The organism is Massilia sp. GER05 (assembly GCF_052056005.1).
Lineage (GTDB): Bacteria > Pseudomonadota > Gammaproteobacteria > Burkholderiales > Burkholderiaceae_D > Telluria > Telluria orientalis.
On the sequence record NZ_CP178858.1, the window covers coordinates 623,481 to 639,677 of the forward strand.

The 16,197-nt window shown below is 68.3% G+C and carries 12 protein-coding genes; 5 read left to right on the forward strand and 7 right to left on the reverse strand.

All coding sequences use genetic code 11. The features are described 5' to 3' along the window. Positions 1-147: 147 nt before the first annotated feature. Entirely contained in the window at positions 148-2,070 is a 1,923-nt protein-coding gene (locus ACL58G_RS02750) for an aminotransferase class V-fold PLP-dependent enzyme (RefSeq protein ID WP_440965033.1), read from the reverse strand. 152 nt (positions 2,071-2,222) lie between these two features. Here ACL58G_RS02750 and ACL58G_RS02755 point away from each other — a divergent pair, with 152 nt between their 5' ends. The 3 genes from ACL58G_RS02755 to ACL58G_RS02765 all read left to right on the forward strand — a co-directional run bounded on the left by ACL58G_RS02755 (position 2,223) and on the right by ACL58G_RS02765 (position 5,951). Then, entirely contained in the window at positions 2,223-2,708 is a 486-nt protein-coding gene (locus tag ACL58G_RS02755; protein ID WP_413343381.1) for an Lrp/AsnC family transcriptional regulator, read from the forward strand. 194 nt (positions 2,709-2,902) lie between these two features. Beyond that, positions 2,903-4,036, forward strand: a complete 1,134-nt coding sequence (locus tag ACL58G_RS02760; protein ID WP_440965035.1) for a branched-chain amino acid ABC transporter substrate-binding protein — start codon at positions 2,903-2,905, stop codon at positions 4,034-4,036. A gap of 106 nt (positions 4,037-4,142) precedes the next feature. Next, the gene (locus ACL58G_RS02765; RefSeq protein ID WP_413386052.1) at positions 4,143-5,951 is read left to right on the forward strand and encodes a DUF885 domain-containing protein; all 1,809 of its coding nucleotides are present in this window, start codon (positions 4,143-4,145) and stop codon (positions 5,949-5,951) included. Between the two features lie 187 nt (positions 5,952-6,138). Here the strand turns inward: ACL58G_RS02765 and ACL58G_RS02770 are convergent, their stop codons facing one another. Genes ACL58G_RS02770 through ACL58G_RS02795 form a run of 6 tightly spaced genes read right to left on the reverse strand, consistent with a single transcriptional unit; the run spans position 6,139 to position 12,960 of the window. Continuing rightward, positions 6,139-6,306, reverse strand: coding sequence for a hypothetical protein (locus ACL58G_RS02770; RefSeq protein ID WP_440965037.1), 168 nt, complete (start codon positions 6,304-6,306; stop codon positions 6,139-6,141). Continuing rightward, positions 6,276-7,952 (reverse strand): PQQ-dependent sugar dehydrogenase, encoded by a 1,677-nt coding sequence (locus tag ACL58G_RS02775; RefSeq protein ID WP_440965039.1) that lies wholly within the window; start codon positions 7,950-7,952, stop codon positions 6,276-6,278. The genes ACL58G_RS02770 and ACL58G_RS02775 overlap by 31 nt, the downstream gene beginning before the upstream one ends. An 18-nt stretch (positions 7,953-7,970) precedes the next feature. Next, positions 7,971-9,659: a M14 family zinc carboxypeptidase gene (locus ACL58G_RS02780; RefSeq protein WP_440965041.1), complete on the reverse strand. Its 1,689-nt coding sequence runs from the start codon at positions 9,657-9,659 to the stop codon at positions 7,971-7,973. A 60-nt stretch (positions 9,660-9,719) separates the two neighbouring features. After that, entirely contained in the window at positions 9,720-11,303 is a 1,584-nt protein-coding gene (locus ACL58G_RS02785; RefSeq protein WP_413386048.1) for a sensor histidine kinase, read from the reverse strand. Beyond that, positions 11,300-12,265, reverse strand: coding sequence for a hypothetical protein (locus ACL58G_RS02790; RefSeq protein WP_440965044.1), 966 nt, complete (start codon positions 12,263-12,265; stop codon positions 11,300-11,302). Before ACL58G_RS02790 ends, ACL58G_RS02785 begins: the two co-directional genes overlap by 4 nt. Before the next feature lie 44 nt (positions 12,266-12,309). Next, entirely contained in the window at positions 12,310-12,960 is a 651-nt protein-coding gene (locus ACL58G_RS02795; RefSeq protein ID WP_229412145.1) for a response regulator, read from the reverse strand. 260 nt (positions 12,961-13,220) lie between these two features. On the opposite strand from ACL58G_RS02795, the gene ACL58G_RS02800 reads away from it, so the two are divergent. Both ACL58G_RS02800 and ACL58G_RS02805 read left to right on the forward strand, forming a co-directional pair. Beyond that, the gene (locus tag ACL58G_RS02800; protein WP_440965045.1) at positions 13,221-13,889 is read left to right on the forward strand and encodes an energy transducer TonB; all 669 of its coding nucleotides are present in this window, start codon (positions 13,221-13,223) and stop codon (positions 13,887-13,889) included. A gap of 27 nt (positions 13,890-13,916) precedes the next feature. After that, on the forward strand, positions 13,917-16,193 hold the full coding sequence (locus ACL58G_RS02805; protein WP_440965047.1) for a M28 family peptidase: 2,277 nt from the start codon (positions 13,917-13,919) through the stop codon (positions 16,191-16,193). Positions 16,194-16,197 lie beyond the last annotated feature (4 nt).

Sequence of the window (16,197 nt, forward strand, 5' to 3'; positions counted from 1 at the left end):
GGTGGCGTGCGCAATCGACCGCCGGCTGACGCGGGACGCGACCATTCGGATGAAGCGTGAGACGAGGGCGCACGGCTGCCGCCATGCTAAGCAATCAGGTACCGCGAAACTGTGCGTTAGCGAACGCTCATTGACGATCAGTATGTTCTACGCCAGCGCGAGCCCACCCACGAGGGTCCACGCCTGCGCATGCCCCGCGCGGCACAGGCACAGGGCGGCCTTCGCGCTACGGTTCCCACTGCGGCAGACGAACACGATCGGCCGTGCCGGATCGGACAACCATGCCGGCATATGCTCGGCAAGGCGCGACAGCGGCATGTGGTGCGCCGCGCGGCCGTGCAAGGTCATTGCGCCGGCCGCGGATTCACCGGCTTCGCGTACGTCGACGAGCAATGCGTCCGCGTGGCGGCGCAGGAAGACGTCCAGCGTGTCCGGGTGCAGCTGGCCCGGCACGCCGGCGGCGCGCAGCGCGTTCACCGTCGTACAGGCCAGGCCATCGACGTCGGTGCCGTGGCAGATCACGGCGGCAGCGTGTGCGACCTGCGCCAGGCGGCCGGCATCGACGGCGCCGAACACCTGGCGCACAGCCGTGCGCGGCAAGCGGCCGTCTTGCGCCTCACCCAGCAGCCAGCCATCCGGCAGGCGGGCCAGCACGGCGCCGCCGATGGGCATGCAGGGCGCATGGCTGCCGTCGTCCAGCGCGACGGTGGCGCGGTCCGCCGCGTCGAATTCCTCCATGCGCAGGCCCGCGTCACGCGCCAGCGCGGCGATGCGGTCAACCTGCCCCGGCGGCGGATCGATCGCGACGCAGGTCCCGGCATCGAACACGATCCAGCCATGCCGCCCGTCGCCGCTGACCTGCATCACGCCTGGATTGCCGCCGCTGAGCGGCGACGTGCGCAACGCGTCTCCGCAGCGGCGGATGCGCGCGCAGGCGGCGTCGATGAATGCGTCGTCCGCGAGCGGCCCGATCGACAGGCGCACGGCGCCGCCGCTGCGCCACAGGGGCAGGCCCATCGCGTCGAGGACGTAGCTGGGCGCGGCCTTGGCGGCGGAACAGGCCGAGCCCGCGCTGACGCGCACGCCGGCCGCGTCGAACAGGTCGAGCAGGTCCTTGCTGGAGACGCCGGGCACGGCGACATTCAGCGTGGTCGGCAGGGTGTGCTCGAACGGCGCGTTGAAGACGATGCCGGGAAACGCGTCGCGCAATGCGGCCGCGAGTCGGTCGCGCATGGCGGCCAGCTCGGCGTGGGTGCGGAACGTCGTGCCCTCTTCCAGTGCGGCCAGCACGGCGCCGAGCGCGGCGATGCCGGCCATGTTTTCCGTGCCGGAGCGCTGGCCGCCTTCCTGGCCGCCGCCGATCATCAGCGGCGTGTACGGCGCGCCGTCGCGCACGTACAGGATGCCGATGCCTTTCGGCGCATGCAGTTTATGGCCGGAGAACGGCGCGTAATCGATGCGCGTGTTCGCGAGATCCAGCGGCAGCTTGCCCAGCGCCTGCACGCAGTCGACCATCCAGTAGGCTGTCGATCCGCTGGCGCGCAGCACGCGGGCGATGCCGTCCAGGTCCGAGATGGCGCCCGTCTCGTTGTTGGCCGCCATCGTACAGACCATGGCCGCGCGCGGTGCCAGGTCGCGCAGGACGTCCAGGCGGTGGCGGCCGGCCGCGTCGACGGGCAGCGGCTGCAAGGCAAGCCCGGTGCCGAGCAGGCGGTTCCAGTGCGCGAGGCTTTCCGACACGGCCTTGTGTTCGGTGGCGCCATAGACCAGCAGGTCACCGCAGTCTTCCCCGGCCGCGCGGCGCTCGCGCACAGCGACGAGGGCCGACAGCACGGCGGTCTGGATGCCTTCCGTGGCGCCGCTCGTGAACAGCACGCGTCCCGGCCCGGCACCGAGCACGCGGCGGGCGCGCGCACGGGTCGTGTCGAGGATGCGTTTGGCGCGCAGGCCGGTGGCGTGGCTGCTGCTCGGATTGCCGAACGAGGCCTCCATCGCCTCGACCGCGGCGGCGATCGCGGAAGGCAGGACCGGCGAAGTGGCGTTTGCGTCGAGGTAGAGGTCGGGGGCCATAAAATAATTGCTAAAAGTCCAAAAATAAATGCGCCAGCAGCGCGATTGTTGAGTAATATGTTACGGTTTGGTGCCGAAAATGACGTACTAAAGAATCTTTGATTTTTCCTGGCCTGAAGAACGAACATTCTAGAGACCGTGCGATGGACAAGATGAATTCACTCGACAAATACGACTGCGCGATCCTGGCCGCCCTGCAGGCCGACGCCACGCTGTCGATTTCCGGCCTGAGCGAAAAGGTCGGGCTCTCCAGCACCCCCTGCTGGAAACGCGTCAAACGCCTGGAGGAAGAGGGATACATCGAGAGCCGGGTCAGCATCGTCAACCGGCACAAGGTCGGCCTGCCCGTGACGGTGTTCGTCAGCGTGCGCACCAACGAGCACGACGAAAAATGGCTGGAGCGCTTCGCTTCCGCCGTCGTCGCGCTGCCGGAAGTCCTGGAATTCCACCGCATGAGCGGCGACGTCGACTACCTGCTCAAGGTCGTCACGACCGACATCGACGGCTACGACCGCTTCTACAAAAAACTGATCCGCACCGCGCAGCTGTCCGGCGTCTCCTCCGCGTTCTCGATGGAGCAGATCAAGTGCACCACCGCGCTGCCGCTGGATCTGATCACGCACGGGCTGCCCGCCTGAAGTTTGCACACTTCAGCGGGATCTCGAAAAAACCGTCGCGAGCGGCAGCACCGTTGTCCGAGAAGCGCAGCTGTACGGACGTACAGCCGGTCCGCCGTAGCGGAGCATCGCAGGGCGACCGGGCAACGCGCAGTAGGTTTTTTGAGATCCCCATGCGATGATGGCGGCCGTTGATTAACAACGGAGACAACGGAATGGCATCAACCATCAAAACCCTGGCGCTGGCGGCGATCCTGCTCGCGACCGGGACGACCGCGCGCGCCCAGGACCAGGTCGTGCGCATCGGCGTGAGCGGCCCGCTGTCGGGTTCCAACGCCTTCGCCGGCAAGGACGACGAGAACGGCGTGCGCCTCGCGGTCGAGGAACTCAACGCGCAAAGGCTCAAGGTGGGCGGCAAGACGCTGAAATTCGAACTGCTGTCGGAAGACGACCAGGGCGACCCGAAAGCCGGCGTGAGCGTGGCGCAGAAGTTCGCCGACGCCGGCGTCAAGTTCGTGCTCGGCCCGTACAACTCGGGCGTGGCGATCCCCGCCTCGCGCGTCTACAACGATGCCGGCATCCTGATGTCGACCGTGGGCACGAGCCCCAAGATCACGCAGGCGCGCTACCCGAACGTGTTCCGCATCGTCGCCAGCGATTCCCAGGTGGGCGCATCGATGGCGTCGTACGCCGCCAGGGAACTCAAGATTAAAACCGTCGGCGTGATCGACGACCGCACCGCGTTCGGCCAAGGCATCGCCGACGAATTCACGAAGCAGGCGCGCGCCGCGGGCGTGACCGTCGTCGGCCGCGAATTCACCAACGACAAGGCGAGCGATTTCTCCGCCATCCTGACCGCGTTCCGCGCGAAAAAAGTGGACGCCATCTTCTTCGGCGGCTATGCGCCGCAGGGCGCACCGATGGCGCGCCAGATGAAGCAGTTGGGCATGGCGAACGTGCGCCTGCTGGGCGGCGACACGCTGTGCAGCCCCGAGATGGCCAAGCTGGGCGGCGATGCCGTCGGCGAGAACGTGATGTGCGCGCAGGCCGGCGCGACGCTCGACAAGCAGGCCAACGGCCCCGCGTTCAAGGCGAGGTACAAACAGCGCTACCAGCGCGACCCGGACGTGTACGCGCCCGCGTTCTACGACCAGACGATGTTCATCGCCCGCGCCATGCAGGCCGCGAACACGACGGACGCCGCGGCCGTCGGCAAGCAGCTGCACACGATGAGCTACCAGGGCGTGGCCGGCACGTACGGCTACGACGCGAGCGGCAACCTGAAGAAGACGGCCGTCACGGTCTACACCTTCAAGGGCGGGCAACTGGCGCCGCTGGCCAATTATTAAATCCCGTAGGGTGGGCACGCCGTGCCCACGCGTGACGTTTGCGGCATGTTGGCGCCACGCGTGGGCGGAGGGCCGCCCCCTACTTTCGTCATCACATAGAACATCCATGAAACAGACTCTCAAGCTGGGCACCCTCGCCGCCGCCTGCCTCATCGCCTGCGCGCCGGCCCTCGCCGCCGACACCGCGGCCAAGCCCACGGCCGGCGCCACGAACGCCAGCGCCGCATCGAAACAGCTGAACAAACTGGCCGACGACTACTGGGACGCGGAAGCGCGCTTCGATCCCGTCGCCGCCGGCGAAAGCGGCGACAACCGCTTCCCCGACCAGATCGGCATGACGATCGCACCGAAGAACATCGCCCACCAGTACGCGCTGTACAAGGGCTACCTGAAACGCCTGCACGCGATCCCGCGCGACGGCTTGTCCCAGCGCGACCAGACGAGCTACGACATCCTCGACTACGAGCTCAAGACCGCGCTGCGCTTCGAGCCGTTCCCCGAGTACCTGCTGCCGCTGGACCAGATGGACGCGCTGCCGATCACGCTCGCGAACTACAGCAGCGGCCAGCAGGCGCAGTCGCTCGTCACCGTGAAGGATTACCAGGCCTACCTGAGCCGCCTGAACCAGCTCGCCCCGTGGATCGACCAGGCCATCGCCAACATGCGCGAAGGGATGAAGCGCGGGATCGTGCAGCCGAAGGCGATCATGGAATCCGCCCTGCCCCAGTTCAAGCAGCTGGTGGCCGCGAAGGCGGAGGACAGCATCTACTACTCGCCCGTGAAGAACTTCCCGGCGGGCTTTTCGGACGCCGATAAAAAGAAACTCACGGCCAGCTATCGCAGCACCATCGACGGCAAGTTGAACCCGGCTTTGAAACGCCTGGCTGACTTCATCGAGCACGACTACCTGCCGGCTTGCCGCACGAGCACGGGCTGGAGCGCGCTGCCGCAGGGGATGGACTGGTATCTCGCGCGCGTCGCGAGCCAGACGACGACCGACCTGCAGCCGGAACAGATCCACCAGATCGGCTTGCGGGAAGTCGCGCGCATCCAGGGCGAGTTCGCGCGCATCGGTCCGAAGATGGGCTACGACGGCCCGCCGGCCGGCCTGCCGGTGTGGGTGTCGGAACAGGCGAAGTACAAGCCGTTCAAGACCGAGGGCGAGATCATCGACGTCTACCGTCACCTGAACACGGTGCTGCAGGCGAAGCTGCCGGCGCTGTTCTCGCTGCGGCCGAAGACGCCGCTCGACCTGCGCCTGGAACCGGAACTGTCGCGCGCGACCGCGTCCGACCACTACACGCCGCCGGCCGTGGACGGCTCGCGTCCGGGCGTATTCTGGTCCGTCGTGAACGACCCGAAGCAGTACGGCAGCACGGGCATGGTCACGCTGTTCCTGCACGAAGGCCAGCCGGGCCACCACTTCCACATCGCGCTGATGCAGGAGCTGGGCCTGCCGAACTTCCGCAAGTTCGGCGGCAACAACGCGTTCACGGAAGGCTGGGCGCTGTACGCCGAGACGCTGGGCAAGGAGATGGGCCTGTTCGACAAGCCCGAGGACTACTTCGGCCACCTGAACGACGAGATGCTGCGCGCCGTGCGCCTCGTCGTCGACACGGGCATGCACGCGAAGGGCTGGACGCGCGAGCAGTCGATCCAGTACATGCGCGAGACGCTGGGCTACACGGAAGCGGACGCGCGCAATGCGACGGAGCGCTACATGGCGTGGCCGGCGCAGGCGCTGGGCTACAAGATCGGCGCGCTGAAGATCCAGGAACTGCGCGCCCGCGCGGAAAAGGAACTCGGCCCGAAATTCAGCCTGCCGAAGTTCCACGAAATCGTGCTGGGCGAAGGCACGCTGCCGCTGGCGCTGCTGGAAAAGAAGGTCGATCGCTGGATCGCCGAGAGCAAGTGAAATCACGGAACGCGTTCCGTGATTTCACGTAGGGTGGGCTCACCGAGCCCACGCGGACGCTTGCGGCGTGTTGGCGTCACGCGCCCGAGCCCACGCGGACGCTCGCGGCATGTTGGCGTCACGCGCCCGAGCCCACGCGGACGCTCGCGGTGTGTTGGCGTCACGCGTGGGCGGAGGGCCGCCCACCCTACGATTCGCGTCCGGCCACGAACGTGACGGCGACGGCGAGGCCGGCGAGCGTGATCCGGACCGCTTCCTCGATGTCCTGGACGTCGGCCTGCGCCCGGACGCCAACGGTCAGGACAAGCGCGGTGGCCGCGGCCTTTACGGTTTGTCCGCCGGGACGATCCGCCACACGACGCCGCCGCCGTCATCCACGACGAGCAGCGCGCCGTCGGCCGCCACCGTCACCGCGGCCGGGCGGCCCCACACGTCGCGGTCGGACAGCACCATGCCGGTCATGAAGTCCTGGTACTGGCCCGTCGGCGCGCCGTTCTTCATCATCACGCGCACGACCTTGTAGCCGGTGCGGATGCCGCGGTTCCACGAGCCGTGCAGCGCCAGGAAGATGTCGCCGTCGTACTCTTTCGGGAACGCGTGCTTCGCGCCCGCCGGGGCGTGGTACACGGTCATGCCCAGCGGCGCGGAGTGCGCCTGGATCAGCGTGTCGGGCACGGTGATCTTGTCCTTCAGGTCCGGGCGGACGCCCTTCAGGCGCGGGTCTTCGTGCGCGCCCAGGTAGTACCATGGCCAGCCGTAGAAGCCGCCGCGCTTCACACGCGTGACGTAGTCCGGCGGCAGGTTGTCGCCCAGTTCGTCGCGCTCGTTGACGCTGCAATACAGGTCGCCCGTGTCCGGATGCACGAACATGCCGACGCAGTTGCGCAAGCCGTTCGCGTAATTGCGGCGGTTCTTGCCGTCCGGGTCGAACGCGAGCACGGTGGCGCGGTCGGTCTCCTGGTTCCACGTGCCGCCCAGGCCGTGCGCGGCTTCCCATTGCGCGAGCGGCTGCGGCGGCGTGGCGCCGATGCCTTCGCCGACGTTGGTGGCCGAGCCGACCGACACGAACAGCGTCTTGCCGTCCTGCGAGAACGCGAGCGAGCGCGTGATGTGGTTGCCCAGGCCGTCGACGATCTTCTCGACGATCGTCTCGGGCTTGCTCTTCGCCTTCAGGTCGCCCGCGGCGTACGGGAAGCGCACGACCGAATTCGCGTTGGCCACGTACAGGTATTTCGGATTCGCGGCCGGCCACAGCGCGAGGCCGTACGGGCGCGACAGGTCCGTTGCGAATACGCTGTCCGTGCCCACCTTGGCGCCGTCGGCCGACAGGCGCAGGATGCGGACTTCACCCTTGCCCGAATCGGCCAGGATGATGTCGCCGTTCGGCGCACGCAGCGCGTAGCGCGCCTTGCCCGTATCGGCCAGCACGCTGACCTTGAAGCCTTTCGGCACGGCCGGCAGCGCGCCGTCCGGACGCTTCGCGAGCTTGGGGCCATTGCCCGCGCTCTCGCTGGCAAACGGTGCGACGAGCTGGTCGACCGTGATGTGGTGCACGTCGCCCGGCTTGTCGTCGGTCCAGGCGCCGGTACGCGCGCCCGTCGCCGCGGCGGTTTTCGGTGCCGCCGATTTGCCGCTTTGCGCGGCGAGATAGTCGATCACGGCACCGCGTGCTTTCGCGTCCGCGATCCCGATCGGCATCGCGGTGCCCGGCACATCCTTCGTCGGGTCGCGCAGGAAGACGTCGAGCTCCGCGCGCGTCCACGTCTTGCCGGCCGCGCCGGCCTTCGACAGCGCATCCGTGTAGTTGTAGCCCGGTGCCGAACCGGCCTTGCGGCCCACGACGTTGAACAGCGGCGGACCCGCGCGCGAGCCCATGGCGGCATCGGCCGTGTGGCAGCTGGCGCAGTTCTGTTCGAAATAGGTCTGGCCCGCGGATGGTGCGGCCGACGCCGCGGAGGCGGCGCCCAGCAGCGCCAGTGCGGCGGCGATCTTGTAGTTCATTTTTTCTCCCCAGGTGAATCAGTCGATCATGAAGACCGGATAACGGCGCCACTCCGGCTCGCGCCAGCGCGCGCAGTTGGCGAAGATGAAGTCGAGCACCGCGCCCTGGTCCTTCAGCAGGTCCGGATTGGCGGCCTTCCACGCGCCGAACTTCGCGGCCAGTTCGGGCTCGGCGGCCAGCAGGCGCTCGGCCTCGTCCTCGAACACGTAGTTCGAATAGGCTTCCTTCTTTTCCAGCACGCTGTTGAAGAAGCCCCAGCGGAAGAAGCTGTCGTGGGCCTGCGGTTCCAGCGTCTCGACGGCGTAGCGGGCCTGGTCCTGGTCGAGCGGGACCAGGTAGTCGCCGGCGCGGATCGTGACGGTTTCGCGCATGCGCTCCAGCTGCACGTCGTCGTGGAACATGTGGCCTTCGTACGCGTGCGGCCGCGTCGTCAGCGCCGCGATGCGGTACACGGAGACTTCCTGCGTGCGCTCGGCATCCACGCGCTCCAGCCTGACGCCGTTCCAGCGCAGGCGCTCGATCGCTTCGCGCCATTGCTGCGGCACGACGTAGGCCTTCGGTGCCGGTACGACCACGTCGGCCGGGAAGCGGTTGTAGTGCGCGATGTCGCGCTCGAACGGCTCGTTGCGGTCGTAGTACAGGCGCTGGTAGTCGCCCAGCACGCTGGCCTTGTACTTCGCCGCATAACCCTTGAAGCGGAACGTGGACGGATTCGCCTCGTCCATCGCCCAGTGCACGGGCCATTCGCGGCGCGTGCGGCCGGCCGCGCGGGTGGCGCGGCGCATCTGCACGATCCTGTCGCCGTGGGCGACGGTGAAGTCCAGCGCCGTCTCGACGAGCGCGCGCATCGAGTGATAGCGGTCGGCGAACGGTTTCAGCATGTGCGTCTCGGGCATGAAGCCGATCGTGTCGTGCAGCGCCGCATAGCCCGTCGAGAAGCGCGCCGTCTCGAGGAAGTCGGCGATGCCCTCGATCGGGGTGTCCTTGACAGGGTTCACGTACGGGCACGTGGGCCAGCCGCGCCTGTCCATCTCCGCGTACAGCGCGGGCAGCATCTCGTCGCGCAGGAAGGTGCCGAGGTCGCCGCCCAGCTTGTCGGCCTGGGTCGGGATCAGCGTCATCGTGTAGCTGTAGTCGGCGCCGTTGGACGTGTGCGTATCGACCATCACGTCCGGGTCCCATTCCGTGAACAGTTTATTGAACGTCTGCGCCGTCAGCGTGTCGCACTTGACGAAGTCGCGGTTCAGGTCGAGGTGGCGGCTGTTGCCGCGAAAGCCGAACGACTCCGGGCCGTCCTGGTTCACGCGCGACGTATTGGCGCGGTTGAACGCGCCGTCCACGTTGTACAGCGGGACGAACAGGAACACGGTCCTGCCCAATGCCGCGAGGCGGTCCGGCTGCTGGCACAGGTCGCGCACGAGCGCCATGCACGCATCGACGCCTTCCGGTTCGCCCGGATGGATGCCGTTGTTGTTGAAGAAGACGGGACGGCCCGCGGCCTTGATGTGCGCGCGGTCGAACACGCCGTCGGCCGAGATCACGCCGGCGTGGATCGGCACGCCCGCGTCGGAGGTCCCGACCACGGAAAAGCGCAGCACCTGGGGGTATTGGTGCGCGAGGTTGTCGTACCAGGCGATGCAATCGGACCAGGTCGTGGTCTGATTCTGGTTGCCCTTCTCGAAAGGCGTCTGCAATGCGTTGAGCATGGTCGTGGTTTGCTAGCAAGTGGAAGACTGAGGTCGCTACTCTACCCCAGTTAACTGCTTTCAGGCAGTCGCCACGTCGCTGAGCGGGAGGGTGATGGCGACGAGGGTGCCTTCGCCGGGGCGCGACTGCATGTGGATGCTGCCGCCGAGGGCGAACACCCGCTCGCGCATGCCGATGATGCCGATGCCTTCCGACGCGACGGCCGGGTCGAAGCCTTCGCCGTCGTCCTGCACTTCGATGTGCAGCGCGCCGTCCTCGTCGGACAGGGCGAGGCTCACGCGCGCGAAGCCGGCCTGCGAGTGCTTCATGATGTTCGACAGCGCTTCCTGCACGATGCGGTAGGCGGAGATGGCAAGCTCGTTGCCGATCTTCGAGAAGTCGCCCTGCGATTCGAATTCGAAGTGCACGCCGGAGCTGCTGCGGTAGTGGCTGACCATCTCCTCGACGGCGCCGTGCAGGCCCAGCATGTCCAGCACTTCCGGACGCAGGCGGCGCACGAGGCGGCGGCCGTTCGCGTACAGGTCCAGCGCCAGCTTGGTGATGGCCTGCGCCTTGGCGCGGATCTGGTCGATCTCGTCGCCCGGCGTGACCTTGGCCGCGAGTTGCTGGATCGTCTGCGATTCCAGGCGCACGGCGATCAGGGACGCGTTCAACTCGTCGTGGATCTCGACGGCGATGCTCTTGCGTTCTTCCTCGATGATGCTGTTGACCTTCTGGATCAGCTTGCGCTTGTCGGCGTCGGCGCGCAGCGCCTCGTTGCGCGACGCGAGCAGGTCGCGCGTGCGCTCGGCCACCTTGTTTTCCAGGTCCTGCTTGGACTGGTCCAGCGCCACCGACATCTCGCCGATCGACGCCTGCAGTTCGCCCACCTCGCCGCCCGTCGTGACGGGCAGCTGGACACGGTAATTGCCGCCGCGGATGCGCCGCAGCACGGAGATCGCCTCGCGCAGCGGGACCGTGAGGCTGCGCGCGAGGATGTACGCGAGCGCGCCGCTCGCGGCCAGCGCCAGCGCGGCCATCGCCAGCTCGACGCGGAAGCGGTGCAGCTGCTTGGCCAGCATGTTCGTCGGCGACATCGTCACGCGCACGAGGCCCACGACTTCCGTCGTCAAGGTCGGCGGGCGGGTGTCGCTGGACGCGGAGACGTGCGGCGTGCCGTTGTCCGAGAACAGGTTGATCCAGACGACCTGCTTGCGGATCGGCGCCTCGAACGAGCGGCCCTCCGCCTCGATCGGGTGCTCGGACAGGGCGAACACCGTGTTCTGGCCGTTCATGTCGACGACGTCGATGCGGTACACGCTGCTGTCCGACTGCACGAGGCCATTGATGGTCAGGCGCAGGTCGGACAGGTTGCCCGAGATGACGTTGTATTCGCTGGTCTCCGCGAGCGCGCGCGCGAGGATGCGGCCGCGTTCCGCCAGTTCCTCGTCGACCTGGGCGCGGTGCGCGTACCACGAATACCAGACGAACGACGTGAACAGCAGCGTCACCGGCAGCATGGTGATGAAGGCCATGCGCAGGCCGATGCTCCAGCCGCGCCAGAACTGCAGCGCGCCGGGGCGCAGCTTCGCGGGCCGCAAGGTGGCGGAGCGCAGCTTGGCGGCGCGCAGCGAGGCGTCACGGAAGGCGGCGGGGCGTTTCATGGCTGGCGGGCCGGCGCGGGCCGGGCAAAGTTGCGCACGTTGTCGGGCACCTCGACGTCGAGCGAGCGCGCGACGCCCTCGTTGACGATGGTGTGGAAATAGCGCGGGAACTGGGGTGGCGGCAGTTCGCCGCCGGCCACGTAGCTGGCCACGATCTCGGCCACCTGCGCGTTGATGTCCTCGACTTCGGAATACGTCGTCGCCAGCGCGCCCGCCTTGACCATGTCGGCCGAAAAACCGATCACGCCCTGCTTCTTGCGGTAGGCCGAGAGCAGGATGTTGCGGAAGTTTTCCGTGTTGTAGACGGCGCTGTCGGGCAGCGCCAGCAGCACGTCGGTCTGCGCGATCTGGCCCAGCAGGCGGTTGATGCCCTCGTCCGAATCGCCCTCCAGCACGTTCACGTGTTCGCCCTCCAGCAGCGGCTTGAGGAAGGCGGTGTCCGGACCGAGGATGGCGGCCACGCGCACGGGACGCCGGTACAGCAGCGCCACGAGGCGCAGCTGGTCGACCGGCGCCGGTTCCGCGTACACGGCCGTGAACGTTGCTGCGCGCGCGGGCGGCAGCGTGCCGAGGATGGAGCGCACGACCTGGCTCGACGTGAACGTGGAGACGACGACGCAGTCGCAGCGGCGTTGCGCCACCTCGCGCAGCGCGGCCGGACCGACGGTCACGTACAGCATGCGCCGGTGCTGGGCCAGTTCGGTGCGGAACACGGCGAACACGGGCACGAGCCGGCGCGTGATGTCGTCCACGATGCGGCGCGTGATGGCGCTGTCGTCCGTCGTGACGACCTGGAAGCGGTAGCCCTGCACGGGTTCCGGCTTGATGTCGCGGGTGGAGAACGCGTGCGCGGACGTCGTCAACATCAGGGCGGCCAGCGCCAGCGCCACATTGGGTCCCTGCCTGCGCGGGGACGACGTGCGGACGCAGGCACCGTCGGTCCCGCGCAGGCGGGAACCCAAGTTTGCAAACCGGAGCACGGACGACAACACGGCAACGAAACGGGTCAGGGCTCGATCAAGCCATGCTTGACGGCGAGCTTGGTGATGTACGCCTGCCGGTGCACGCCGAGCTTCTCCTTCACGGACTGGCTGATGTTGCTGATGGTCTTGGTCGACAGGTTGAGGCGCTCGGCGATCTCCATATTGGTCAGGCCCTCGGCCATCAGCTTGAAGATCTCCAGGCTGCGCTCGTCCAGCTGCGACTGCGGCGAGACGTCGCCGCGCACGGCCAGGCTGGCCAGGCGCTCCGCGATCTGCGGCAGGAAATACAGCTTGCCCGCGTGCGCGTGGCGCACGGCATCGGCCAGGTCGGCCGGGTCGCAATCCTTCGTCACGAACGCGTGCGCGCCCAGGCGGTAGGTTTCCTTGATCAGGCTGTCCTGGTCGAACTGGCTGAGGAACACGATCTTGGCCTTCGGGTCGGTCCGGAGGATGTTCTGCGCCGCGTCCATCCCCGTCAGCTCGGTACCGAAACGGATGTCGAGCACCGCCACGTCCGGCTTGAATTCCGCATACATCGCGGCCGCCTCGCTCGGGCTCTTGGCCTGGCCCACCACTTCCATTCCCTGCGCCGACAACGACATCGCGAACCCGGTCATCACGATCGGGTGGTCGTCCGCCAGCATCACGCGGATCGGCTTTTGCTCTTTCTGCACGTTCGATTCTCCAGGCTACTTCTGCTTTCAGGCGAAAGCACAGAGACGATTATTCCACACAACAGCACCGGGCGCGAGGCGGCAAGCATTCATTTTCCAAATTGTCAAGACGGCCACGGCAATAAAGTGGAATGATACATTGCCATGAAATAGCTTTGCCGATTGCTAGCAAATAGCATATATTCATTCCGTTTGATGGATTTTCCGCTTCACTCCGTTTTACCTCCGGCAACGCCGGTACAACAACAAGGAGGATGGCCATGCAATTCACGAGTCTCCCGAGCGGCAACCGCCCCGATGCGAAAGCCGCGAAATTCGTCCTCGTCGCCGCCCTGCACGTGGCACTCGGCGCCGTGTTCATCCACAGCATCAACACGAAGAAGATTTCCCTGTCCAGCCTGCCGGAACAGGTGCTCGTCATGATCGAGCCGGAGCGCCCGGCGCCGCCACCGCCGCCCGAGCCGCCGAAGCCCACGCAGCAACTGGCGCCGCCGGACGTCGTGGTGCCGAAGGTCGAGGTGGACGTCGCCCCGCCGCCCGTGCCGAGTCCCATCCAGGCGACCACGGCATCCGACCCGTCGCCGTTCCCGGCCATGCCGTCCGACCCCGTGCCGGACACGCCGGCCACGCCCAGCGCCAACCCGGGCCAGATGCGCACGGCGGTGCTCGCGGACGCCAATGGCTGCGCCCTGCCCGACTATCCGGCCGCGGCCGCGCGCCGGGGCGACACCGGGACCACGACCCTGGCGCTGCTCGTGGGCGCCGACGGCCGCGTGAGTTCCTCGCGCATCGAACGATCGAGCGGGTCGCGCGACCTCGATCGCGCCGCCATCAATGCCCTGACGCTGTGCAAATTCAAGCCCGCGACGAACAACGGCGTCGCGCAAGCCGGCTGGGCGAAGCTGGCCTTCGTCTGGAAGCTCGACTAGTTGGTGGCGATCAAAGGGAGACGCACGATGCGTCACGTACCTCGACTGGCCGTATGGGCGGCCTGCGGCCTGGCCTTCCTCCTCGCCTGGCTCATGCTGCAGCCGCGCGCGGCGCCGGTGCCGACCGGCCCGTTCGTCCCCGGGTTCGACGCGGCGCGCGCACAGGCGCACGTGCAGGTGCTCGCGCGGGCGCCGCGTCCGGCCGGCAGCGTCACGAACGCCCGCGCGCGCGAGTACCTGCTGGCGCGCATCCGCGCGCTCGGCCTCGAACCCGAGGTCCAGGTCGATACCGTGTCCGCGACGTCGTGGGACTGGATGTCGCATGGGCAGAGCACGATGGCGACCGCGCGCAACATCGTCGTGCGCAAGCGGGGCGGCGCGCGCCATGGCGCCGTGCTGGCCATGGTCCATTACGATTCCGCCGCGCCGACGCCCGGCGCGGCCGACGGCGGCGCGTCCGCCGCCGCGCTGCTGGAAACCATGCGCGCCCTCCAGGCCGGGCCGCCGCTCGACAACGACCTGCTGTTCGTCTTCACGGACGCCGACACGGTGCAGGCGATGGGCGCGCGCGCCTTCATGCAATCGCACCCGTGGGCGAAGCAGGTGCGCGTCGCCCTGCGCTTCGACAATGCCGGCAACCGCGGCCCGCTGGAATTGATCGACGCGGCGCACGCGGACGGTTTTGCGCTGGACGCGTGGGCGCGCGCGGCGCCGCAACCGCAAGGCTCGTCCTTCATGGCCGAGCTGTACGACCGCCTGCCGCAAAGCGGGGGCGCCGCACCGCTGGCGACGGGCGCCTTTCCCGTGCTGCACTTCGCGACGACGCAGGGACCGCTGGGCCGGGAAGGCATGCACGACGTGCCGCAGCGCCTGTCCAGCGCGAGCCTGCAGCACGAGGGCGAGACGATGCTCGCGCTGCTGCGCCGCCTCGGCAACGCCAACCTGGCGCTGGTTTCTCCCCCGCACGGCCAGGTGTATTTCGCGCTGCCGCTCGCCGGCATGGTCCACTACGATGCCCGGCTGACCTGGCCGCTGGCGCTGCTCTGCTGCGCGCTGGGCGCCTGGGCCTGCCGCGCGGCCCTGCGCAACCGCATCTCCGCGACCGACATCGTCGACGCCATGTTCAGCGTCCTGTTCATCACGATCTGCGCCACCTTCGCCGCGTACCTGTGCCGCGAGGCGCTGCCGGTGCTGCAGGCCCGCTATCCGGCCGCCGTCCTCGCCGACGACGGCGGCGTGCGCTGGCAACTGGCGGCCTTCATGCTGGTGCCGGCCGCCGTCTTCATCGCGCTGCAGCGGCGCCTGCAGCGGCGGCTCGGCGTCGCGGCGACGGCGCTGGGCGTGCTGCTCGCCGCCGACGTCGCACTCGTCGCGACCTGCGTACGCGCCCCCGGCGCCAGCTACGTGCTGGCGTGGCCGCTGCTGGCCGGGCAGGCCGCATGGCTCGTACTCATGGGCGCACGCGCGTGGGCGCCGGCCCGGCGCGCGGCCATCGCGGTCGCCGGCGCGCTGCCGGCCCTCGTCCTGCTGCTGCCGGCGGTGTGCGCGAGCTTCGCGTTCTTCACGCCGGCCTGGCTCGTGCTGCCCTCGAGCCTCGTGTGCCTGCTGGCGGGGCTGTGCGGCATGGCCCTCGATGCGCTCGCGCGGCGCTGGCTCGTGCGGCCGCTGCTGGCCGGCGCCGGCGTCTCGTTCGGCATGGCGTATGCGGCCGTGCCGAACGTGCCCGACCTGCCGGCGCCGAACCGGCTCGTGTACTACAAGGACACCCCGAGCTGGCAGGCGTTCTGGCTGCATCCGGCCGGGCCGCTCGATGCGTGGACGCGCCAGGTCTTCCCCAACACCATGCATCCGTATCCGCTACCCTACCTGTTCGGGCCCGACGCGGATCCGGTGTGGTACGCGGCGGCGCAGAAGGACGACAGCATCGCGTGGCCCGGCCTCGTCATCGACAAGGACGAGCGCAGCCCCCGGCGGCGCCACGTGGAATTCACGCTGCGCTCGAACAACCGCGCGCCCGACATCGTCGTGCGCGTGCAGGGTGCGTGCCCGTGGCGCACGAGCGTCAACGGCCGCGTGCTGACGGAGAAATCGTGCTTCAGCTGGCATCTCGCCTTGCACGGCATGGGCGACGAGACGCTGCGCTTCGCGTTCGACTTCCAGGGCGATCCGCCGTTCCTCGTGTACGTCCAGGAACGCATCCCCGGCCTGCCCGCCCGCGACCTGCCGCCCCGTCCCGCCGGCCTGCCGCCGCTGCTGCCGCTGTCGGGGACCACGGTGGCGGCCGACGTGCTGCGGTTCCCCTGAGCGT

What these genes read in the sequence shown, in the direction of transcription:
- ACL58G_RS02750 (WP_440965033.1), bottom strand. Translation starts at nt 2,070, where the DNA reads ATGGCCCCCGACCTCTACCTCGACGCAAACGCCACTTCGCCGGTCCTG.
- ACL58G_RS02755 (WP_413343381.1), top strand. Translation starts at nt 2,223, where the DNA reads ATGAATTCACTCGACAAATACGACTGCGCGATCCTGGCCGCCCTGCAG.
- ACL58G_RS02760 (WP_440965035.1), top strand. Translation starts at nt 2,903, where the DNA reads ATGGCATCAACCATCAAAACCCTGGCGCTGGCGGCGATCCTGCTCGCG.
- ACL58G_RS02765 (WP_413386052.1), top strand. Translation starts at nt 4,143, where the DNA reads ATGAAACAGACTCTCAAGCTGGGCACCCTCGCCGCCGCCTGCCTCATC.
- ACL58G_RS02775 (WP_440965039.1), bottom strand. Translation starts at nt 7,952, where the DNA reads ATGAACTACAAGATCGCCGCCGCACTGGCGCTGCTGGGCGCCGCCTCC.
- ACL58G_RS02780 (WP_440965041.1), bottom strand. Translation starts at nt 9,659, where the DNA reads ATGCTCAACGCATTGCAGACGCCTTTCGAGAAGGGCAACCAGAATCAG.
- ACL58G_RS02785 (WP_413386048.1), bottom strand. Translation starts at nt 11,303, where the DNA reads ATGAAACGCCCCGCCGCCTTCCGTGACGCCTCGCTGCGCGCCGCCAAG.
- ACL58G_RS02800 (WP_440965045.1), top strand. Translation starts at nt 13,221, where the DNA reads ATGCAATTCACGAGTCTCCCGAGCGGCAACCGCCCCGATGCGAAAGCC.
- ACL58G_RS02805 (WP_440965047.1), top strand. Translation starts at nt 13,917, where the DNA reads ATGCGTCACGTACCTCGACTGGCCGTATGGGCGGCCTGCGGCCTGGCC.